Raw genomic sequence first — 20,900 nt, forward strand, 5'->3', positions numbered from 1 at the left:
CGGAAGGGCCGTGGATCATTCGATGAAAAGCGAGGCCAGCACGCGCCGCCGCCAGAATTTGCGCAGATCGCCGCGCGTGACCGTCAGCGTCACCGAGCCGGTGTCGCCGCACAGCGTGAGGGCGAGTTCGGCGAGCTCGCCCGACTGCAGCGCCGCGAGCGCGGGCTCGAACCAGTCGGTCTGCAGTTCGGCGAATGCCTGGTTCCAACGCGCCCAGTCCTGTTCGATGTAGGGCGCGGAGAACGGATCGAGTTCGACGAGCGTTACCCCGCTGCTGCTGCCATTGGTCACAACGCGCAGCGCCGCCGACAGTGCGCCATACGACGCCGGCGGCGCGCCTGTCACGACCCCCGCGCTGAGCGCGAGACCGCGCGTCGCGGCCGCATCCGACAACACCTGCGCGAACGGACTGCGCACCGGCCGCGCGACGCCTTGCGCGTGAAACCAGATCGAGTTGACGGAGGGGAGCCCGCGTGCCTCGCGCGCTTCGTTGACCGGATGCTCGAACCACGCCATCTGCACTTCGTTCTGCAGCTTCATCCATGCGCGCGAGCGTTCGCCGGAGTGCGCTTCGTGCGGCAGCCAGATCTCGATGTTGCGGCCGCTCGCGCGCAGCGGCGACGCGCCCGCGAGCGAGCCGAACGCGTCGCTCGACAGATACCAGCGGGTCGGCTTCGGCGCCTCGATGCGCACGCCGAGTTCCTCGATCAGCGGACGCGCCAGCGCGAGCAGCGTGCTCGCTTCGTCGTCGGACAAATCCAGCGACGCGGGATCGATCAGCACCAGGTGGTCGTGCGCGATGTGCACGTGCACCGGCTGCACGCAGGCCCACGTCGCGTTGCCGGGGTCGCCGCCGTCGGCGCGCAGCATGTAGGGCGCGAGCGGGGCTTCGTCGGCGGCGGCCGAGGCGCCCGGGGTGCCCGAGGTGTCATCGGGCAGCGCGCCGAATTGCCGCGCGACCCAGCGCTCGTGCGGCAGCGTGCGTTGAAAATCCTCGCCGATCACCCGTTCGACCAGCGTCGCGCGAGCGATCAGCCTGTCGAGGGCAGGACTCTGGATGTCGTGAAGCGCGGTGGAGGCGTCGGCCGCGGCGGGCAGCGCGAAGGGCAGCAGAAGATGGAGGCGGTCGGCAGGCATGATGCTGCGCATTGTAGGGCAAACGGTGTGAGTATTTCGACGAAGGACGGCCGGTTTGTCGATGGTACGGCCGAGGCACGCCCTTTGCGCGAGCCGGCGGGATTGTGTGGCAAACTTCGCGCTTGATCGCTTGATCGCTTGATCGCTTGATCGCTGGACGCGGCGCGCCGGATCCGACGCCGGGCGCGGCAGGGTCGCGCACCGTGCCGCCGCTCCTCTGCGCACGGGCGCGGCTGCACGGCGGCCGGGCGGGCGCGCGGAACGATCCGCGCCGCCGCGAGCCCAACGATCACGACGCTCGGGCCGCACGGCGCACGCTCGATGTCCGCCGGTCCCGAGATACAGTCGAAGAACGCACAAAAGGATTCGCTTGAAATTTCCCTACGAATGGCAGATTGGCTGGCGCTACACACGCGCCGGCAAACGCACGACCGGTAACGGCTTCATTTCGTTCATCGCGCTGGTGTCGATGTCGGGCATCGCGCTTGGCGTCGCGGCGCTGATCGTCGTGCTGTCGGTGATGAACGGTTTTCAGAAGGACGTGCGCGACCGCATGCTGTCGGTGCTCGCGCACGTCGAAATCTTTTCGCCGACCGGTTCGATGCCCGACTGGCAACTGACCGCGAAGGAAGCGCGCCAGAACAAGGAGGTGATCGGCGCGGCGCCCTATGTCGAAGCGCAGGCGCTGCTCACGCGCCAGGACGCGGTGAGCGGCGTCGCCTTGCGCGGCGTCGAGCCGACGCTCGAGCCCGAAGTGTCCGACATCGGCAAGGAAATGAAGGGCGGCAGGCTGACCGACCTCGTGCCCGGCGAGTTCGGCATCGTGCTCGGCGCGGATCTCGCCGCCAGCCTCGGCGTGCAGATGAACGACAAGATCACGCTGGTCGCGCCCGAAGGCACGATTACGCCGGCCGGCATGCTGCCGCGCCTGAAGCAGTTCACGGTGGTCGGCATCTTCCAGTCGGGCCACTACGAATACGACAGCACGCTTGCACTGATCAACATCAAGGATGCGCAGGCGCTGTTCCGGCTGCCCGCGCCGACCGGCGTGCGGCTGCGCCTCGCCGACATGCAGCGCGCGCCGGAAGTCGCGCATCAGCTCGCGCGCACGCTGTCGGGCGATCTGTACATCCGCGACTGGACCCAGCAGAACAAGACCTGGTTCTCGGCGGTGCAGATCGAGAAGCGCATGATGTTCATCATCCTGACGCTGATCATCGCGGTGGCCGCGTTCAATCTGGTGTCGTCGCTGGTGATGACGGTGACCAACAAGCAGGCGGATATCGCGATCCTGCGCACGCTCGGCGCGCAGCCCGGCTCGATCATGAAAATCTTCGTCGTGCAGGGCGTGACGATCGGCTTCATCGGCACGGCGACCGGCGTCGTGCTCGGCTGCCTGATCGCGTGGAGCATTCCGTGGCTCGTGCCGATGATCGAGCATCTGCTCGGCGTGCAGTTCCTGCCGCCGTCGGTGTATTTCATCAGCGAGCTGCCGTCCGAACTGGTTCCGGGCGATGTCGCGCGGATCGGCATCATCGCTTTCGTGCTGTCGGCGCTGGCGACGCTCTATCCGAGCTGGCGCGGCGCGAAAGTCCGTCCGGCGGAGGCGCTGCGCTATGAATGACCGCCTCGTCCATCCTTCCATCGATTCATCCATGACCGCTCAGGACCCCGCGTCGTATCCGTTCGTGCTCGAAGCCACCGGCATTTCCAAATCGTTCGTGCAGGGCGGCCTGAACGTGCAGGTGCTCAACGACGCGCAACTCGCCGTGCGGCGTGGCGAGAAGCTCGCGATCGTCGGTGCGTCGGGCTCCGGCAAGAGCACGCTGCTGCATGTGCTCGGCGGTCTCGACGATCCGAGCGCGGGCGAGGTGTCGGTGCTCGGCAAGCCGTTCACCAAGCTCTCCGAGCGCGAGCGCAACGACCTGCGCAATCGCGCGCTCGGCTTCGTCTATCAGTTCCACCATCTGCTGCCGGAATTTACCGCGCTCGATAACGTCGCGATGCCGCTGCGGATTCGTCGCGAGACGACCGAAGTCGCGCGCCGCGAGGCCATGGCGGTGCTCGAGCGCGTCGGCATGGGGCATCGCGCGAAGCATCGGCCGGGCGAGCTGTCGGGCGGCGAGCGTCAGCGCGTCGCGATCGCGCGCGCGCTGGTCACGAAGCCCGCCTGCGTGCTCGCCGACGAGCCGACCGGCAACCTCGACGGCGGCACCGCCGACACGGTGTTCAACCTGATGCTCGAACTGTCGCGCACGCTCGAGACGAGCTTCGTGATCGTCACGCACGACCCGGAACTGGCGGGCCGCTGCGACCGCATCATGCGGCTGCGCGACGGCGTGCTGCACGAGGAACCGCCGGTTCCGGTCTGAGTGCCGGCCGGCACGGTCGTTGCGGGTCGCGGATGACTGGGCGTCGCCGCGAACCGCCGGGCCGCCATCGGTCCGGTCCCACTGCCAGCGAGAGAACCCATGTGGATCGATACGCACTGCCATCTCGACGCTTCGGAGTTCGACGCCGACCGTGACGCGGTCGCGGCGTCCGCGCGCGATGCGGGCGTGTCGCGCATCGTGATTCCGGCGATCGGGCGACAGAACTTCGCGGCGGTGCGCGAGCTCGCGCATCGCGTCGCCGGCGGCGCGTACGCGCTCGGCATCCATCCGATGTACACGCCTCGCGCGATCGATTCCGACCTCGACCTGCTGCGCATGGAGATCGAGGCGAGTCTCGACGATCCGCGCTTCGTCGGCATCGGCGAGATCGGGCTCGACTATTTCGTCGACGGTCTCGACGAGGCGCGCCAGCAGTTCTTCTACAACGGCCAGTTGCAGCTCGCGCGCGAATTCGATCTGCCGGTGATCTGCCATGTGCGCAAATCGCAGGATCAGGTGATCGCGGGACTGCGCCGGCATCAGATTCATCGCGGCATCGCGCACGCGTTCAACGGCAGTTTCCAGCAGGCCCAGGCCTATATCGATCAGGGCATGCATCTCGGTTTCGGCGGCAACCTGACGTTCGAGCGCGCGCGGCAGATCCGGCGGCTCGCCGAACAGTTGCCGTTCGACGCGCTCGTGGTCGAGACCGACGCGCCCGATATCGCGCCGTCGTGGATGTACAGGCAGCGCAATTCGCCCGAGCAGATTCCGGCGATCGGCGCGAGCCTCGCGCAACTGCGCGGTGTCACTTCCGACGCAGCCGCCCTTGGCACAACGGCTAACGCGCTCGCCGCGCTGCCTCGACTCGCGCTTTCCTCTGCATAATCGATTTCGTTGATCGAAAGGGTTCGCGCCGGGCGACGCCCACGCCCGGCGGGCTCGCTGCTGCCTGTCGCCGGCGCGTGACGTCGGCTGGCGCCGGCGGCGCGGAGGGCGGATGCGAGCAGTCTGGTGTGGGTTTGCGTTGGGCGTGATCTGGCTGCAGCGGCAGGCGGTGTTGCCGGATACGGGCGGGTGGTGGGCGTGGGTGTTGGCGGGCTGCGCGGTGGTGGGGGTTGCCGTGTGGGGGTTGTGCGGCGATGGGGCGGGTGATACGCACGAGCACGAGCGTACCCCCAGCTGCCAGCCTCCTTATCAAGCATGGCGCGATGTCCGTCTGCGACGGCTGATCGGTTGGGTCGCCGTGTGGTGCGCAGCGATCTGCGTCGGCTTCGGCTATGCGGCCATACGCGCGCAAACACGGCTCGCGGTGAGCCTGCCGCATGAGTGGGAAGGGCGCGACATCGAGGTCGTCGGCACGATCAAGGGATTGCCGACGCGCGGCGACAAAGGCGCGCGTTTCCTGTTCGACGTCGACGCGAACGATGCGCAGCTTGCCCCTTTCCCACGCGTGATCCAGCTAGCCTGGATCGCGCGCGACGCCCCTGCGCCGTCGCTCGAACCGGGCGAGCGCTGGCGTCTGACCGTGCGCCTGAAACGCCCGCACGGCAATGCGAATTTCGGCGTGCGTGATGCCGAGGCGAGTCTGCTCGCGCGCAACGTCCGCGCGACCGGCTATGTGAGCGTGCCGGATCATGCGCAGCGTCTTGCTGGTCACGCGCGCGGGCTCGCCGCACTGATCGACCGCTGGCGCGCCGCGTTGCGTGCGCGTATCGACGAGGTGCTTGCCGATGCACCGCATCGCGGCATCGTCGTCGCGCTCGCGATCGGCGCGCAGGACGAAGTGAGCCGCGCCGACTGGCAATTGATGCGCGGCACCGGCACGAGTCATCTGGTGGCGATTTCGGGCTTGCATATCGGCTTCGTCGCGGGGCTGGCGGGCTGGCTCGCGGCGGCAATCTGGCGACGTTCGGGCTGGCTCGGCCGCAACTGGCCGTTGCGCTGGCCCGCGCAGCTCGTCGGCGTGACCGCAGGTGCGATGTTCGCCGCGCTGCATGCCGCGCTCGCGGGCTTCAACGTGCCGGCGCAACGCGCGCTGTGGATGGCCGCGCTCGTTGCGCTGGGATTCGTCGGCGGCCGTCAGTTCGCGCGCTCCACCGTGTTCGCGTGGGCGCTCGGGCTCGTGCTGCTGGTCGATCCGTGGGCGGTCGTGTCGGCCGGTTTCTGGCTGTCCTTTTGCGCGGTCGGCGCGATCCTGTTTGCGATGTCGGGACTGCCGCGCGTGCGGCATCTTCAGGCGTCCCGTCATGACGAGGGCGAGCAGGGCGGTGCGGCGCGAGGCGGGTGGCAGGCGCTGCATTCCGCGTTGATCCGGCGGCTGCGCGCACTCGCCGAACGGTTGCGCAGCGCCGCGCACGTGCAGTTCGCGGTGACGGTCGCGCTTGCGCCGCTGACCGCCTACTGGTTCGCGCAGATTCCGCTCGTCGGTCCGCTCGCGAACGTGTTCGCGATTCCGTGGGTGAGCCTGCTCGTCACGCCGGCGGTGCTCGCGGGCGTCGCGTTGCCCGCGCCGCTCGACGCGTTTGCGTGGCGCGCCGCGCACACGCTGCTCGATGGTCTGGTGGCCGGCCTGCAGCTGGTGTCGGGACCGCACTGGACGCTGTGGTGGTTGCCGCAGCCGCACGCATGGGCGCTCGCCGCGGCTGCGCTCGGTGTGCTGTGGTGCCTCGCGCCGCGTGGCTGGCCGCTGCGCTGGGCGGCACCGCTGACGTGGCTGCCGCTACTGATGCCCGGCGCAAATGGCGCCCTCGCCGAGCCATCGGGCGCATTCCGTCTGACTGCGCTCGATGTCGGGCAGGGCACGTCGGTACTCGTGCAGACCGCGCATCACGCGTTGTTGTTCGATGCGGGTCCCGGCCCGGAATCGACGCACGCTGGCGAGCGCGTGGTAGTGCCGTTCCTGCAGGCTCAAGGCGTGACGGCGCTCGATACGCTGATGATCAGTCACGCCGATTCGGATCACGCGGGCGGCGCGCCGGCCGTGCTCGATGCGATCGAGGTGCGTCAGCTGGTGGCCGGACTGGAGCCGGCCGATGCGCTGTGGCCGAAGGCGCAGCAGCTCGGCGCGCAAACGCTGCCGTGTGTGGCGGGGCAGCGCTGGCAGTGGGACGGTGTCGAGTTCGCGGTACTGTGGCCGGACGCTGGGGCGCTAACCGGCAAGGCGAACGAGCATTGCTGCGTGCTCAGGGTCAGCAGCTTGGAGGGCGCCGCGGCAGGCCAACAGGCGACGCGCATCGGTGCCGATGCGCCGCGTTTCGCGGCCCTGCTGACCGCCGACATCGAAGCGCCGACCGAACGCGTGCTGCTCGCGCGCGATCGCGACTTGCTGCGCGCGCAAGTGTTGGTGGTGCCTCATCATGGCAGCAAGACCTCGTCTACCGAGCCGTTCCTCGACTCTATCGATCCGTCCATCGCGCTATTTCAGGTAGGCTATGAGAATCGCTTTCATCATCCCAATGCGGGCGTGTTCGCACGCTACGCAGCCCGTCATATCGAGCTCGGGCGCAGCGATCGCGATGGCGCCGTCAGGGTCGACGTCGATCCGGTCGCGCGCGGCGAGACGGGCGCCGCGCTGACACTCGAGCGCTATCGCGACACGCAACGCCGCTACTGGATGGAGCCCTGAGCGCATCGCGGTTCGCTGAGCTCAACGGCGCGCACGACAGGCGCAAGCAGCGGTATAAGCAGCGGCAAAAGCAGCGGCCCAGGCAAAGCACCCGCCCACGCGTAAAGAACACAACGGAGATCGCCGCAGTTGAAAAACATCATCCATTTCTCGCATGCGAACGGCTTTCCAGCCTCGACTTACCGGACGATTTTCGCCGAGCTCTCCGACGACTACGACGTGCGCTCGATCGAGCGGATCGGCCATGATCCGCGCTTTCCGGTCACGCAGGATTGGCCCCATCTGGTCGAGCAACTGCTCGACGACATCGCCCGCAAGTACGAGCAGCCGGTGTGGCTCGTCGGGCATTCGCTCGGCGGTTATCTGTCGCTGATGGCGGCGCTGAAAAAGCCGCAGTGGGTGAGGGGCGTCGTGATGCTCGATTCGCCGGTGATCGCGGGCTGGCGCAGCAGCATGCTGCGCGTGTCGCAATGGACCGGGCTCGACGAGCGGCTGTCGCCCGCCGCCGCGACGCGCAAGCGCCGCACGCAATGGACGAGCCGCGACGAAGCATGGCGGCACTTCCATTCGAAGCCCGCGTTCGCGCGCTGGGACGAGCGCATGCTGTCCGACTACATCGACTTCGGCATTCCGCAGGGCTCGCCCGACGGCACCCGCATGCTCGCGTTCGATCGTCGCACCGAATACCAGATCTACCGGACGCTGCCGCATACGCTCGGCGCGCGGCTCGCGCGCGGCGCGCCGGTGCCGGTCGGGTTTATCGCCGGGACGCGCTCGAAGGAAATCCGCCAGGCCGGTCTCGACGCGACGCGGCGCGCGACCGGCGGGCATGTCGAGTGGATCGAGGGCAGCCATCTTTATCCGATGGAAAAGCCGATCGAAACCGCGCGCGCGGTGCAGCGCATGTTGCGCGAGCTGGAGCGAACCGCCTGACGCGCAGCGGGCTGCAAACTGCTGCGCCGGCTGCGACGCGAGGCGGCATCGGCGCGCGGCGGGCCGGTCGTTTTTTGCTGGGTCGGGACCATCCTTTACGGTATAATCCGTTTTTCCCGCGAGCATCCAGCGATGACCAAATATGTTTTCGTCACCGGCGGCGTAGTATCTTCCCTCGGCAAGGGTATTGCCGCCGCTTCCCTCGCCGCGATCCTCGAATCGCGCGGTCTTAAAGTCACCCTCCTCAAACTCGATCCGTACATCAACGTCGACCCCGGCACGATGAGCCCGTTTCAGCACGGCGAAGTGTTCGTGACGGAAGACGGAGCGGAAACCGACCTCGACCTCGGCCACTACGAGCGCTTCATCAGCACGAAGATGCGCAAGGCCAACAACTTCACCACGGGCCAGATTTACGAGTCGGTGATCCGCAAGGAACGCCGGGGCGATTATCTCGGCAAGACCGTGCAGGTCATTCCGCACATCACGAACGAAATCCAGGCATTCGTCGAACGCGGCGCGGCTTCCGCGACGTGCGGCGAGCCGGATGTCGCGATCGTCGAAGTGGGTGGCACGGTGGGTGACATCGAATCGCTGCCGTTCCTCGAAGCCGCGCGTCAGATGAGCCTGCGCCTCGGCCGCAACAGCGCGTGCTTCGTGCACCTGACGCTGGTGCCTTGGGTTGCCACGGCCGGCGAACTCAAAACCAAGCCCACCCAGCACAGCGTGCAGAAGCTGCGCGAAATCGGCATCTCGCCGCACGTGCTGCTGTGCCGCGCCGACCGCCGCATTCCGGACGACGAGCGCGCGAAGATCTCGCTGTTCTCGAACGTGCCCGAAGACGCGGTGATTTCCGTGTGGGACGCCGATAGCATCTACAAGATTCCGCAGATGCTGCACGATCAGGGTCTCGACGCGATCATCTGCGAAGAGTTGAAGCTCACGCCGAAGGCGGCGGACCTTACGATGTGGTCCGACCTCGTCGAGAAGCTGCAGAATCCGAAGCACGAAGTGACGATCGGCATGGTCGGCAAGTACGTCGATCTGACCGAGTCGTACAAGTCGCTGATCGAAGCGCTGCGTCATGCGTCGATGCATACGTCGACGCGCGTGAACATCGAGTACATCGACTCCGAAGAGATCGAGACGCAAGGCGTCGAAAGCCTCAAGCATCTCGACGCGGTGCTCGTGCCGGGCGGCTTTGGCCGTCGCGGCACCGAAGGCAAGATTGCTGCGATCCGCTATGCCCGCGAAGCGAAGGTGCCGTATCTCGGCATCTGCCTCGGCATGCAGCTCGCCGTGATCGAATTCGCGCGCGACGTGGTCGGCCTGAAGGACGCGAACAGCACCGAGTTCGATCAGGAAACCAAGAACCGCGTGGTCGCGTTGATCACCGAGTGGTACGACCGCGAAGGTCGCGTCGAGAAGCGCACCGAAGAGTCGGACCTCGGCGGCACGATGCGGCTCGGCTCGCAGCGCTGCCCGATCAAGCCCGGCACGCTCGCCGAAGAGATCTACGGCACGGATGTGAACGAGCGTCATCGTCACCGTTATGAGGTGAATAACCGATTCGTGCCCCAGCTCGAAGGCGGTGGCCTCATCATTAGCGCCCGTACCCCGAGCGAGGATCTGCCCGAAATGATGGAACTGCCGCGCAGCATGCACCCGTGGTTCGTCGGCGTGCAGTTCCACCCGGAATTCACGTCCACGCCGCGTGACGGCCATCCGCTGTTCAAGTCGTTCGTCGAAGCGGCGCTCGCGCATCAGCAGTCGAGGGTCGAGGAGAAAGCATGAAACTGGGCGATTTCGAAATCGGGCTCGATAAGCCGTTTTTCCTGATCGCAGGTACCTGTGTCGTCGAATCCGAACAGATGACGATCGACACGGCCGGCCGCCTGAAGGAAATCTGCGCGAAGCTGAACATTCCGTTCATCTACAAATCGTCGTACGACAAGGCCAATCGCAGCAGCGGCAAGTCGTTCCGCGGTCTGGGCATGGACGAAGGTCTGCGCATTCTGTCGGAAGTGAAGCGTCAGCTCGGTCTGCCGGTGCTGACCGACGTGCATGCCGAGCATGAGATCGAGCAGGTCGCGTCGGTCGTCGACGTGCTGCAAACGCCTGCGTTCCTGTGCCGTCAGACCGACTTCATCCACGCGTGCGCGCGCTCGGGCAAGCCGGTCAACATCAAGAAGGGCCAGTTTCTCGCGCCGCACGACATGAAGAACGTGATCGACAAGGCGCGCGACGCCGCGCGTGAAGCGGGTCTGTCGGAAGACCGCTTCATGGCGTGCGAACGCGGCGTGTCGTTCGGCTATAACAACCTCGTGTCGGACATGCGGTCGTTGGCGATCATGCGCGAGACCCACGCGCCGGTCGTGTTCGATGCGACGCACTCGGTGCAGTTGCCGGGTGGTCAGGGCACGAGTTCGGGCGGCCAGCGCGAATTCGTGCCGGTGCTCGCGCGTGCCGCGGTCGCGGTCGGCGTCGCCGGTCTGTTCATGGAAACGCACCAGAATCCGGCGCAGGCGAAGTCGGACGGGCCGAACGCGGTGCCGCTCAATCGCATGGCCGACCTGCTCGAGACGCTTGTCACGCTCGACCAGGCCGTCAAGCGCGGCCCGTTCCTCGAGAGCGATTTCAACTGATTCAGATATGCGCCGCGTGTCACGATTGCTCTCGATAATCGATACGCGGCGTTTTCGCGAAATGGTCGTCGAACGTATCGGCGCGCGAGTTGTCTGTCGGGGAGACCGGCAGGTGCACGATGCAGGGTCACAGTAAAGAATTCAACGTCATCCTTTGAGGAAACCATGAGTGCTATCGTAGACATCATCGGTCGAGAGATTCTCGATTCGCGAGGCAACCCCACCGTCGAATGCGACGTGCTGCTCGAGTCGGGCACGATGGGCCGCGCAGCGGTGCCGTCGGGCGCATCGACCGGCTCGCGCGAAGCGATCGAACTGCGCGACGGCGAAGCCGGCCGCTACGGCGGCAAGGGCGTGCTGAAGGCCGTCGAGCACATCAACACTGAAATCTCCGAAGCGATCATGGGTCTCGACGCTTCCGAGCAGGCATTCCTCGACAAGACACTGCTCGAGCTCGACGGCACCGACAACAAGTCGCGCCTCGGCGCGAACGCGATGCTGGCCGTGTCGATGGCCGTCGCGAAGGCCGCCGCTGAAGAAGCCGGCCTGCCGCTGTACCGCTACTTCGGCGGCTCGGGCGCGATGCAACTGCCGGTGCCGATGATGAACATCGTCAACGGCGGCGCGCACGCGAACAACAGCCTGGACATCCAGGAATTCATGATCGTGCCGGTCAGCCAGCCGACCTTCCGCGAAGCACTGCGCTGCGGCGCCGAAGTGTTCCACGCGCTGAAGAAGATCCTGTCGGATCGCGGCATGAGCACGGCAGTCGGCGACGAAGGCGGCTTCGCGCCGAACTTCGGCAGCAATGACGAGTGCCTGTCCACCATTTTGCAAGCCATCGAGAAAGCAGGCTACCGCGCCGGTGAAGACGTGCTGCTCGCGCTCGACTGCGCGGCGAGCGAGTTCTACCACGACGGCAAGTACCAGCTCGCGGGCGAAGGCCTGCAGCTGTCGTCGACGGAATTCGCGGACTACCTCGCGAACCTCGCCGACAAGTTCCCGATCGTGTCGATCGAAGACGGCATGCACGAAAGCGACTGGGAAGGCTGGAAGACGCTGACCGACAAGCTCGGCAAGAAGGTTCAGCTGGTCGGCGACGACCTGTTCGTGACCAACACGCGCATCCTGAAGGAAGGCATCGAGAAGGGCATCGCGAACTCGATCCTGATCAAGATCAACCAGATCGGCACGCTGACGGAAACTTTCGCGGCGATCGAAATGGCTAAGCGCGCGGGCTACACGGCCGTGATTTCGCACCGCTCGGGCGAAACCGAAGACTCGACGATCGCGGACATCGCCGTCGGCCTGAATGCCGGTCAGATCAAGACCGGTTCGCTGTCGCGTTCGGACCGCATCTCGAAGTACAACCAGCTGCTGCGTATCGAGGAAGATCTCGGCGATATCGCCAGCTACCCGGGCAAGTCGGCGTTCTACAATCTGCGCTAAGTTTTTTCGCCAGATTGTTCACGCCGATCGATGAGCCGGTTATCCTTCGTTTCTGATTGACCTCGCCGCCCTGCGTATAGCGCAGGGCGGCGCGTATTTATTGTGCTTACTTCATGCGGCTTGTCACTGCTGTCCTGATCGTTCTGCTGGCATTGATCCAGTACCCGCTCTGGTGGGGGCACGGCGGCTGGCTGCGCGTGCATGAGTTGCAGGGCCAACTCGCGCAGCAACTGCAGAAGAATGCCGACTCGAAGCTGCGCAACGAGCGCATCCAGGGCGAAGTGCAGGATCTGCAGAACGGCACCGCCGCCGTCGAAGAGCGGGCGCGTTACGAAATGGGCATGGTCAAGGACGGCGAAGTTTTCGTGCAGTTCGTGTCGCCGAACCAGCCGTTGCCGGCGGCGAACGCACAGTCGGCGGATACCTCGACGCGCGGGGAAGTGTCGGCGGCGCCGCTGCACGTGGTGCCGAATCCGGAGTCGCGCGCGAAGCCCGATCGCAAGCATGGCGGGAAGGCGGTGGTCGCGAAGGAGAAGAAGCCGGCGCACTGAGGTTCGATAGCTCGCATCGGCCTGGTACGAAGGACGCAAAAAAAGCGCGGTTCATTTGGAACCGCGCTTTTTTATTTTGTGCCGCCATTTCGCTGCTACCAGCCCCATGAAGGCCCGAACCCCACGCCGACTCCCGTACCCCAGCCGCTGCGTCCCCAACCGCCGCTCGAGACACCAACGGAAAACCGCACGGGCGGCGAGCGCGAGTAATAGCGCGACCAGGCTTGCGCGGCAGCGTCCGCTGCCATCGTCTGATCCTGTTCGAACATGACCTGTTGCTCGATTGCGTCATAGCGCGCGCGTTCCTCCGGTGTCAGCGTCTGAGTGTGGCTGATGGCCTCCGCCTGATCGGGCGGCAGACGGCTCAGGATCGGCGCGGGGCCCGGTGGATCGATCGAGCAGCCGGCCAGCGCCGCGCTGCCCGCGACGACCGCGAGTATCAACGAAAGCATGTGCTTCATGGTCGAATCTCCATCGGTGCGAAGCTCCGGCAAACTCTTGTCGACGCGCGGCGCCGCATCGTTTCAGCGCATCAACGCTGCGCACAAAAGCAACGCGCCGCCCGAGCCGTGACGAGGCATGGGGCGGCGCGGTTAGGACGTCCGTCGAAAAGCGCGATCAGTTCGCCGGCACGGAGTCCGCTGCGGCGAGAGGGCGGTTTAGTGCCGCTGCGCGGCCGCCGGCGTCACACCTTGTGAGAGTCCGCCGGCCACGAAAAGTTGCGCGACGTCGACCGGGTCGAACTCGTAGCGCTGATTGCAGAACTCGCAGTGAATCTCGACGTGGCCGCGTTCCTCGATCACGCCGTCGACTTCATCGCGGCCGAGCATCTTCAGCATCGCGCCGACTTTTTCGCGCGAGCAAGTGCATTCGAAGCGCGCGGCGACCGGCTCGAAATGCTGGACGTTTTCCTGCCAGAACAGGCGCCGGAACACCGTCTCCGGTTCTTCCTTCAGCAGCTCGTCCTGCGACAGCGTGCCGCCGAGCGTGCACACGCGCTCCCACGTATCCGCGTCGAGCTCGCCCGGATGCGGGACGATGCCGCCGTCGCCGGGCAGCTTCTGCAGCAGCATGCCGACCGCGCGCTCGGTGTTCGCCGCGAGCCACATGCGCGTGTCGAGCTGCTCGGAGTGATGCATGTAGTGCTCGAGCACTTCTGCGATCGACTTCAGCGGCCCGTCCACGCCCGACAGCGGCACGATACTCTGGTACGGCTGCTGGCCGGGTTGCTTGCCGGTCGGATCGAGCGTGATCACGCAGCGGCCATGGCCGCTCGCGTTCACCAGATCGATCAGCGAGGTCGTGTCGTCGATCGTATGGGCGGCTTCGCCGGACAGCTTCGCGGTGGCGCGCATCGTCAGGTTGGAGCTGCACTGCACGACCAGCATCTTGACCGGGCCATCGCCGAAGATCTGCATGACGAGCGTGCCGTCGAATTTCAGGTTCGCCGACAGCAGCGCGCACGCGGCCATCATTTCGCCCAGAATCGTTCGCACGGGCGCCGGATAATCGCGGCGCGTCAGCACGTCCTGCCAGGTATTGCGCAGGGAAACGATCTCGCCGCGCACCGGCGCCGCGCTGAACATGAATTTTTGCAACTGGTCGCTCACAACTTTTCCTCAGTGGATGACGCGGCGTGATGCCGCGCCTTGGCGCACCGCGTGCCGGCCGTCTAGCCGATGCGTACGAGCTGCGCCTTGAAATACTCGCGGCGTTCGGCATAGCTTGCCGCGCCGCGCTGCATGTTGGCGATATCCGCTTCCGTCAGTTCGCGCACCGCCTTCGCGGGCGCGCCCAGGATCAGCGTATTGTCGGGAAACACCTTGCCCTCGGTGACGATGGCGCCCGCTCCGACCAGACAGTTGCGGCCGATCACCGCGCCATTCAAGACCACCGCCTGAATTCCGATCAACGAGCCTTCCTTGATCGTGCAGCCGTGCAGCATCGCCTGATGGCCGATCGTCACGTTCGGCTCGACCGTCAGCGGGTAGCCGGGGTCGGTGTGCAGCACCGCGCTCTCCTGGACGTTGCTGCCGGCGCCGATCGTGATCGGCTCGTTGTCGCCGCGCAGCGTCGCGCCGAACCACACGCTCGCGTTCTCCTCGAGCGTCACGTTGCCGATGATGTTCGCCGAATCCGCGACGAACACGCTTTCATGAATGATCGGGGCGGCTTCGCCCAGCTTGTAAATCGTCACAATGTCTCCTTGTTGGCCGAAGCCGGGCTTTGAGCGACTCCGACCCGTGCACGATGGTTGCCTGATCGGTCGACGCACGCGGGCAGGGTGGTGCGCGCGCGGCGCGGTGCAAAGTTGACGGCGCTGCGTCGCCAACTGACGGGCGTGCCCCAAGGCGCGCCGGATGGTCGAATCGGGTATTGTAAACGGTTGTGTGATTGAGCCGCCTGGCGACGGTGACGCTGGGGTGGGCGGTTTTGCTGGATCGCGCGCGAGCTGGCCGGACAGGCGCGCGGTCCGCGGGAAAGCGCACCGTGGCCGAGCTGGCTTGTAGCCGAGCCGAGCACATCCGATTGCCGCATCATTTTGCCCGACCGCTCACGTATCTCGCCTTGGTGTGCGCTGGCACCACCATCCGCGCCTTTACCGCTTCCATCGCTGATTTGCATCGTTATGACGTCCGCCGCTTCACCTGTTACTGCTCCCGCATCGAACTCTCACGACGAGCCGTCGTGCGCGCGCCAAATCGCGCTCGCCGCGTTGCGCGAGCGCGATCCGGCCACGAAGGCCGCGGCGGCTCGCGAACTGTATGCGGCAGTACTCGACGGTCGCGCGCGCTGTGACGCGGGTCTCGACCTTGCGGAGCCGGCCGGCCTACCGGGCCGGCCCGAGCGGCCGGAGCTTGTCGAGCCGCGCCAGCTCGGCCGACGCAGCATGCAGTCGCCGCAGGGGCGCGCGGTGCTGCTGCACGCGCTCGCGCACATCGAGTTCAACGCGATCAATCTGGCGCTCGACGCCGTCTGGCGGTTCGCCCGCATGCCCGCCGCGTTCTATACCGACTGGCTCAAAGTCGCCGCGGAAGAGGCGTATCACTACTCGCTGCTGGCCGCGCGTCTCGCCGAATACGGCCACGCGTACGGCGATTCCCCGGCGCACGGCGGCCTGTGGGACATGTGCGAGCGCACCCGCGGCGACGTGCTCGCGCGCATGGCGCTGGTGCCGCGTACGCTCGAAGCGCGCGGCCTCGACGCGTCGCCACCGATCCGCGCGCGTCTGCAGCAGGCCGGCGATCACGAATCGGCGGCGATTCTCGACGTGATCCTGCGCGATGAAATCGGCCACGTGCTGATCGGCAACCGCTGGTTTCGTCATCTGTGCGACGCGGAGGGCCTCGACCCGCACCACACCTATCTGCGCCTCGCCGACCAGTATCACGCGCCGAAACTGCGCGGCCCGTTCAACTTCGAAGCGCGCCGCGACGCTGGTTTCGACGATGCCGAGCTCGCCGCGCTCGCAAGTCAGGATGCGCAGCAAGCCACGCAGGAAACGGGTGACCGAGCATCGCCTCAATAATCCGCTACCACTTCTTCCGCCGCTGTCCCTATAATCGAACGACCATTCTTTTTTACGGTTGCGCCGTTCATGAATACCTCCCGCTCTGAATTCGTTGCCGTGCGCGGCGTCCGGCTGCACGTGCGGCGCTGGGGTCGTCCCGACGCGCCGATGCTGTTCATGCTGCACGGCTGGATGGACGTCGGCGCGTCGTTCCAGTTCGTCGTCGATGCGCTCGGCGGCGACTGGCAGGTGATCGCGCCCGACATGCGCGGCTTCGGCCTGTCCGACTGGCCGGTCGCCGAGCGCGGCGGCGGCAGTTACTGGATCCAGGACTATCTCGGCGATCTCGATGCGCTTCTCGACCACTACGCGCCCCACGGCGAGGTCAACCTCGTGGGTCACAGCATGGGGGCGAACGTCGCGTGCCTGTATGCGGGCGTGCGGCCGCAGCGGGTGCGGCGCGTGGTCGATCTGGAGGGCTTCGGGCTCGCGCCATCGCATCCGGCGCAGGCGCCGAAGCGCCTGCTCAACTGGCTCGACGAATTGCGCGATCCCCCGGAGCTGAAGCGCTACGCATCGCTCGACGACGTCGCCGCGCGCCTGATCAAGACCAATCCGCGCCTCGATCCGCGGCGCGCGCAGTTTCTCGCGCAGCACTGGTCGAAGCCGGATGGCGAAGGGCGCTTCATGCTGCTCGCCGATCCGGCGCACAAGGTCCGCGGCCCGACGTTGTATCGCCTCGACGAGGTAATGGCGGTGTGGCGCAAGGTCAGCGCGAAGGTGTTGCACGTCGAGGCCGCCGGCTCGCCGACGCTCGCGCAGATCGCCGGCGACATCCCGCTCGACGAATTCAAGGCGCGCTTCCAGGCGTTTCCCGATTGGCGCGAGAAGATCATCGATGGCGCGGGGCACATGGTGCATCACGACCAGCCGGAGCAGATCGCCGCGCTGATCGAGGGTTTCTGCGCCTGAGCCCCGCGCCTGAAGCTACGTTCGAAACGGCGCTCTGGCGTCGCCCGGACGTCGGCTTCGGCGCCGCTCCGGTCCTGACTTCGCGGCACGCGGGTAACGGAGCCGGCGTCGCGAGATACCCTGCGGACCCTTACTGCGTTGCAGTAAAATGACCGCAGAACCCTTCCAGGACCACGATGAACGCCGATCTTCACTGCCACTCCACCGTTTCCGACGGCCAGTTCGCGCCGGCCGACGTCGCGCGCCGCGCGCACGCGAACGGCGTGACGCTGTGGGCGCTCACCGATCACGACGAAGTGGGCGGCCAGCACGAGGCGCGCACCACGGCCGCGGCTCTCGGCATGAACTACCTGAGCGGCGTCGAGATTTCGGTCACGTGGGCGGGGCGCACCGTGCACATCGTCGGACTCGGCATCGATCCGACCAGCCAGATCCTGATCGACGGCCTCGCCCGCACTCGCGACGGCCGCGCCGCGCGCGCCGAAGCGATCGGCGAGCAACTGGCCACGCTCGGCGTGCCGGACGCGTACGAGGGCGCGCTGCAATACGTGTCGAATCCCGACATGATGTCGCGTACGCATTTCGCGCGCTTCATGGTCGAGCATGGCCACTGCGCGACCACGCAGGAAGTGTTCGACCGTTACCTCGGCGACGGCAAGCCGGGGTACATCGCGCACCGCTGGGCCAAACTCGCCGACGCGCTCGGCTGGATCCGGGCCGCGGGCGGCGTCGCGATCGTCGCGCATCCGGGCCGCTACGCCTATTCGCAACTCGAATTCGACGCATTCTTCGGTGAATTCATCGACCTCGGCGGCAAGGCGATCGAGGTCGTGACCGGCAGCCACACGCCCGACCAGTACCGCGAATATGCGGAGGTCGCGCGCCGTTATGGGTTCGAGGCCTCGCGCGGATCCGATTTCCATGCGCCTGGCGAAGGCCGCATCGAACTGGGCGCGCTGCCGCCGCTACCCGCCGATCTGAAGCCCGTCTGGGAACGCTGGCTGTGACCGCCGCCGTGCCGGTACGGCACGTTGCGCGCGCGGGGCCGGCTGGGTGCGGCACGCGCTCTGTTCGCCGCCGCCCATCCGCCGCAGTTCGTCTGCCGCCATCGTGAGTCTCCATGTCCCAATACTTTCGGCTTCATCCCGACAATCCGCAGCCGCGCCTCGTCAAGCAGGCCGCGCAGATCATCAACGACGGCGGCGTGGTCGCATTGCCGACCGATTCGACCTACGCGCTCGCCTGCGGTCTCGACGACAAGGATGCTGTTGAGCGTCTGCGGCGTATCCGCGGACTCGATGAAAAGCAGCTGCTGTCGCTGCTCGTGCGCGATCTGTCGGAGCTCGCCAATTTTGCGATAGTGGACAACTGGCAGTATCGGCTGCTTAAATCGGTGACCCCGGGGCCTTACGTGTTCGTGTTGCAGGCCACCAAGGAAGTGCCGCGGCGCGTGTCGCATCCGTCGCGCAAGACGATCGGCCTGCGCGTGCCGGATCATGCGATCACGCTCGCGATTCTCGAGGAGCTCGGTCAGCCGCTGCTCGGCTCGACGCTGATCATGCCCGGCGAAACCGAGCCGCTGAACGACCCCGAGGAAATCCGCGCGCGGCTCGAAAAGCAGCTCGATCTGGTGATCGACGGCGGCGCGTGCGTGTGCGAGCCGTCCACCGTGATCGATCTGACCGGTTCGGAGCCGGTGCTGGTGCGGGCAGGGCGCGGCCCGCTCGAGCCGTTCGGCCTCGAGGAAACAGCTTGAGCGAAAGCGGACAGACGCGCGCGAGCGCATTGTTACAATAGCGAGTTATGGATTCTTCCCTGATACAGACCATTGCGGTGTACGCGTTGCCGGTGATCTTCGCGATCACGCTGCACGAGGCCGCGCACGGCTACGTCGCGCGCTGGCTCGGCGACAACACCGCGTACGTGCTCGGCCGCGTGTCGCTGAACCCGATGCGGCACATCGATCCGCTCGGCACGATCGCCATTCCGTTGCTGCTGTACTTCGCGACGAGCGGCGCGTTCATGTTCGGCTATGCGAAGCCGGTGCCGGTCGCGTTCGGCAATCTGCGCAATCCGCGCTGGGGCAGCCTCTGGGTCGCGGCGGCCGGACCGGCGTGCAATTTCGTCCAGGCGCTGATCTGGGGCGTGTTCGGCGTTGCGCTCGCGGTGTTCAATGTCAACGAACCGTTTTTCACGCGCATGGCGGGCGCGGGCGTCGGCGTCAATCTCGTACTCGGCGTGCTGAACCTGTTTCCGCTGCCGCCGCTCGACGGCGGCCGCGTGGTGATGGCGCTGTTGCCGCCGAAGCAATCGATCGCGTTGTCGCGGCTCGAGCCGTACGGCTTTTTCATCGTGATGGCGCTCGTCATGACGGGTACGCTCACGCGTTTCTGGTTGAAGCCTCTCGTTACGCTCGGCTATAGCGCGATCACCGCAATTCTGACTCCACTTGTTTCGCTTTTCTAAATAACCATGTTCCCAGACCGTATCTTCTCCGGCATGCGGCCCACCGGGTCGCTGCACCTCGGCCACTATCACGGCGTGCTGAAAAACTGGGTGCGGCTGCAGTCCGAGTATCCGTGCTTCTTCTGCGTGGTCGACTGGCACGCGCTGACGACGCACTACGAAACGCCCGAAGTGATTGAAAAGAACGTGTGGGACGTGCTGATCGACTGGCTTGCTTCCGGCATCGATCCGGCCCAGGCGACGCTGTTCATCCAGAGCAAGGTGCCCGAGCATGCGGAGCTCGCATTGCTGCTCGGCATGAGCACGCCGCTCGGCTGGCTCGAGCGGGTGCCGACCTACAAGGAGCAGATGGAAAAGCTGAAGGACAAGGACCTGTCCACCTACGGCTTCCTCGGCTATCCGGTGCTGATGGCGGCAGACATTCTGCTGTATCGCGGCTCGCTCGTGCCGGTCGGTGAAGACCAGGTGCCGCACGTCGAGATGACGCGCGAAATCGCGCGCCGTTTCAACTACCTGTACGGCCGCGAGCCGGGCTTCGAGGAGAAGGCGAACGAAGCCGCGAAGAAGCTTGGCGGCAAGCGCTCGAAGCTTTATCACGAGCTGCGCAACGCGTATCAGCAGGAAGGCGACGACGAAGCGCTCGAGCGCGCGCGGGCAATGCTGCAGGAATCGCAAAGCCTGTCGATGAGCGATCGCGAACGCCTGTTCGGTTACCTCGAAGGTTCGCGCAAGATCATCCTCGTCGAGCCGCAGGCGATGCTGACCGAGGCGTCGCGCATGCCGGGTCTGGATGGCCAGAAGATGTCGAAGTCGTACGGCAACACGATCGGCCTGCGCGAAGACGCGGAAACGATCACGAAGAAGGTTCGCACGATGCCGACCGACCCGGCGCGCGTGCGCCGCACCGATCCGGGCGATCCGGACAAGTGCCCGGTGTGGCAACTGCATCAGGTCTATACCGACGAAGCGACCCACGAGTGGGTGCAAAAGGGCTGCCGTTCGGCGGGCATCGGCTGTCTCGATTGCAAGCAGCCGGTCGTCGAAGGGATTCTACGCGAGCAGCAGCCGATGCTCGAGCGCGCGCAGAAGTACATGGACGACCCGTCGCTGTTGCGCGCGATCGTCGCCGACGGCTGCGACAAGGCACGCCGCTTCGCGACCGAAACGATGCGCGACGTCCGCGAGGCGATGGGGCTGTCATATAGCTAATGCGCACTCGAGGCGCCGTGCCGCAAC

Annotated in this window: 19 protein-coding genes; 15 read left to right on the plus strand and 4 right to left on the minus strand. The window is 66.1% G+C overall.

The features are described 5' to 3' along the window. Positions 1-15 precede the first annotated feature (15 nt). Positions 16-1,149 carry a regulator gene (locus EVC45_RS18415; protein WP_129959368.1) on the minus strand — a complete coding sequence of 378 codons (1,134 nt, stop codon included), beginning with the start codon at positions 1,147-1,149 and terminating at the stop codon, positions 16-18. 358 nt (positions 1,150-1,507) lie between these two features. On the opposite strand from EVC45_RS18415, the gene EVC45_RS18420 reads away from it, so the two are divergent. The 9 genes from EVC45_RS18420 (at position 1,508) to ftsB (ending at position 12,715) form a co-directional block, all read left to right on the plus strand. Beyond that, complete coding sequence (locus EVC45_RS18420; protein WP_129959369.1) at positions 1,508-2,761, plus strand: lipoprotein-releasing ABC transporter permease subunit; 1,254 nt, start codon at positions 1,508-1,510, stop codon at positions 2,759-2,761. Beyond that, positions 2,754-3,509, plus strand: coding sequence for a lipoprotein-releasing ABC transporter ATP-binding protein LolD (gene lolD / locus EVC45_RS18425; RefSeq protein ID WP_129959370.1), 756 nt, complete (start codon positions 2,754-2,756; stop codon positions 3,507-3,509). Before EVC45_RS18420 ends, lolD begins: the two co-directional genes overlap by 8 nt. A 99-nt stretch (positions 3,510-3,608) precedes the next feature. Beyond that, positions 3,609-4,397, plus strand: coding sequence for a TatD family hydrolase (locus tag EVC45_RS18430; protein ID WP_129959371.1), 789 nt, complete (start codon positions 3,609-3,611; stop codon positions 4,395-4,397). Positions 4,398-4,509: 112 nt separating this feature from the next. Further along, on the plus strand, positions 4,510-7,137 hold the full coding sequence (locus EVC45_RS18435) for a DNA internalization-related competence protein ComEC/Rec2 (RefSeq protein ID WP_129959372.1): 2,628 nt from the start codon (positions 4,510-4,512) through the stop codon (positions 7,135-7,137). A gap of 129 nt (positions 7,138-7,266) precedes the next feature. After that, positions 7,267-8,070 (plus strand): alpha/beta fold hydrolase, encoded by an 804-nt coding sequence (locus EVC45_RS18440; RefSeq protein WP_129959373.1) that lies wholly within the window; start codon positions 7,267-7,269, stop codon positions 8,068-8,070. Between the two features lie 132 nt (positions 8,071-8,202). Next, the gene (locus EVC45_RS18445; RefSeq protein ID WP_129959374.1) at positions 8,203-9,864 is read left to right on the plus strand and encodes a CTP synthase; all 1,662 of its coding nucleotides are present in this window, start codon (positions 8,203-8,205) and stop codon (positions 9,862-9,864) included. Continuing rightward, entirely contained in the window at positions 9,861-10,715 is an 855-nt protein-coding gene (gene kdsA / locus EVC45_RS18450; protein ID WP_129959375.1) for a 3-deoxy-8-phosphooctulonate synthase, read from the plus strand. Before EVC45_RS18445 ends, kdsA begins: the two co-directional genes overlap by 4 nt. Before the next feature lie 165 nt (positions 10,716-10,880). Next, entirely contained in the window at positions 10,881-12,164 is a 1,284-nt protein-coding gene (gene eno, locus EVC45_RS18455; protein ID WP_129959376.1) for a phosphopyruvate hydratase, read from the plus strand. Positions 12,165-12,277: 113 nt separating this feature from the next. Next, a complete protein-coding gene (gene ftsB, locus EVC45_RS18460; protein ID WP_129959377.1) occupies positions 12,278-12,715 on the plus strand; it encodes a cell division protein FtsB in 438 nt (145 codons plus the stop codon). Between the two features lie 95 nt (positions 12,716-12,810). Here ftsB and EVC45_RS18465 read toward each other — a convergent pair whose 3' ends face one another. From EVC45_RS18465 to EVC45_RS18475, 3 genes are all read right to left on the minus strand, one after another. After that, positions 12,811-13,176 (minus strand): hypothetical protein, encoded by a 366-nt coding sequence (locus EVC45_RS18465; RefSeq protein WP_129959378.1) that lies wholly within the window; start codon positions 13,174-13,176, stop codon positions 12,811-12,813. Between the two features lie 198 nt (positions 13,177-13,374). Beyond that, the gene (gene hslO, locus EVC45_RS18470; protein WP_129959379.1) at positions 13,375-14,325 is read right to left on the minus strand and encodes an Hsp33 family molecular chaperone HslO; all 951 of its coding nucleotides are present in this window, start codon (positions 14,323-14,325) and stop codon (positions 13,375-13,377) included. Between the two features lie 62 nt (positions 14,326-14,387). Continuing rightward, positions 14,388-14,912, minus strand: coding sequence for a gamma carbonic anhydrase family protein (locus EVC45_RS18475; protein ID WP_129959380.1), 525 nt, complete (start codon positions 14,910-14,912; stop codon positions 14,388-14,390). A 432-nt stretch (positions 14,913-15,344) separates the two neighbouring features. Here EVC45_RS18475 and EVC45_RS18480 point away from each other — a divergent pair, with 432 nt between their 5' ends. From EVC45_RS18480 to EVC45_RS18505, 6 genes are all read left to right on the plus strand, one after another. Continuing rightward, positions 15,345-16,244, plus strand: a complete 900-nt coding sequence (locus tag EVC45_RS18480; RefSeq protein WP_129959382.1) for a ferritin-like domain-containing protein — start codon at positions 15,345-15,347, stop codon at positions 16,242-16,244. A gap of 69 nt (positions 16,245-16,313) precedes the next feature. Continuing rightward, the gene (locus EVC45_RS18485; protein ID WP_129959384.1) at positions 16,314-17,198 is read left to right on the plus strand and encodes an alpha/beta fold hydrolase; all 885 of its coding nucleotides are present in this window, start codon (positions 16,314-16,316) and stop codon (positions 17,196-17,198) included. Positions 17,199-17,374: 176 nt separating this feature from the next. Beyond that, on the plus strand, positions 17,375-18,205 hold the full coding sequence (locus EVC45_RS18490) for a 3',5'-nucleoside bisphosphate phosphatase (RefSeq protein ID WP_129959386.1): 831 nt from the start codon (positions 17,375-17,377) through the stop codon (positions 18,203-18,205). A gap of 113 nt (positions 18,206-18,318) precedes the next feature. Continuing rightward, entirely contained in the window at positions 18,319-18,954 is a 636-nt protein-coding gene (locus tag EVC45_RS18495; RefSeq protein WP_129959388.1) for an L-threonylcarbamoyladenylate synthase, read from the plus strand. A gap of 47 nt (positions 18,955-19,001) precedes the next feature. After that, positions 19,002-19,664, plus strand: coding sequence for a site-2 protease family protein (locus EVC45_RS18500; RefSeq protein WP_129959389.1), 663 nt, complete (start codon positions 19,002-19,004; stop codon positions 19,662-19,664). Positions 19,665-19,670: 6 nt separating this feature from the next. Continuing rightward, on the plus strand, positions 19,671-20,873 hold the full coding sequence (locus EVC45_RS18505) for a tryptophan--tRNA ligase (protein WP_129959391.1): 1,203 nt from the start codon (positions 19,671-19,673) through the stop codon (positions 20,871-20,873). Positions 20,874-20,900: the final 27 nt, after the last annotated feature.

The sequence above is a fragment of the Paraburkholderia sp. UYCP14C genome, assembly GCF_004197395.1.
Taxonomy (GTDB): Bacteria; Pseudomonadota; Gammaproteobacteria; order Burkholderiales; family Burkholderiaceae; genus Paraburkholderia.

What these genes read in the sequence shown, in the direction of transcription:
- EVC45_RS18505 (WP_129959391.1), top strand. Translation starts at nt 19,671, where the DNA reads ATGTTCCCAGACCGTATCTTCTCCGGCATGCGGCCCACCGGGTCGCTG.
- EVC45_RS18480 (WP_129959382.1), top strand. Translation starts at nt 15,345, where the DNA reads ATGACGTCCGCCGCTTCACCTGTTACTGCTCCCGCATCGAACTCTCAC.
- EVC45_RS18500 (WP_129959389.1), top strand. Translation starts at nt 19,002, where the DNA reads ATGGATTCTTCCCTGATACAGACCATTGCGGTGTACGCGTTGCCGGTG.
- EVC45_RS18435 (WP_129959372.1), top strand. Translation starts at nt 4,510, where the DNA reads ATGCGAGCAGTCTGGTGTGGGTTTGCGTTGGGCGTGATCTGGCTGCAG.
- eno (WP_129959376.1), top strand. Translation starts at nt 10,881, where the DNA reads ATGAGTGCTATCGTAGACATCATCGGTCGAGAGATTCTCGATTCGCGA.
- lolD (WP_129959370.1), top strand. Translation starts at nt 2,754, where the DNA reads ATGAATGACCGCCTCGTCCATCCTTCCATCGATTCATCCATGACCGCT.
- ftsB (WP_129959377.1), top strand. Translation starts at nt 12,278, where the DNA reads ATGCGGCTTGTCACTGCTGTCCTGATCGTTCTGCTGGCATTGATCCAG.
- EVC45_RS18415 (WP_129959368.1), bottom strand. Translation starts at nt 1,149, where the DNA reads ATGCGCAGCATCATGCCTGCCGACCGCCTCCATCTTCTGCTGCCCTTC.
- kdsA (WP_129959375.1), top strand. Translation starts at nt 9,861, where the DNA reads ATGAAACTGGGCGATTTCGAAATCGGGCTCGATAAGCCGTTTTTCCTG.
- EVC45_RS18465 (WP_129959378.1), bottom strand. Translation starts at nt 13,176, where the DNA reads ATGAAGCACATGCTTTCGTTGATACTCGCGGTCGTCGCGGGCAGCGCG.
- EVC45_RS18445 (WP_129959374.1), top strand. Translation starts at nt 8,203, where the DNA reads ATGACCAAATATGTTTTCGTCACCGGCGGCGTAGTATCTTCCCTCGGC.
- EVC45_RS18495 (WP_129959388.1), top strand. Translation starts at nt 18,319, where the DNA reads ATGTCCCAATACTTTCGGCTTCATCCCGACAATCCGCAGCCGCGCCTC.
- EVC45_RS18490 (WP_129959386.1), top strand. Translation starts at nt 17,375, where the DNA reads ATGAACGCCGATCTTCACTGCCACTCCACCGTTTCCGACGGCCAGTTC.
- EVC45_RS18485 (WP_129959384.1), top strand. Translation starts at nt 16,314, where the DNA reads ATGAATACCTCCCGCTCTGAATTCGTTGCCGTGCGCGGCGTCCGGCTG.
- EVC45_RS18430 (WP_129959371.1), top strand. Translation starts at nt 3,609, where the DNA reads ATGTGGATCGATACGCACTGCCATCTCGACGCTTCGGAGTTCGACGCC.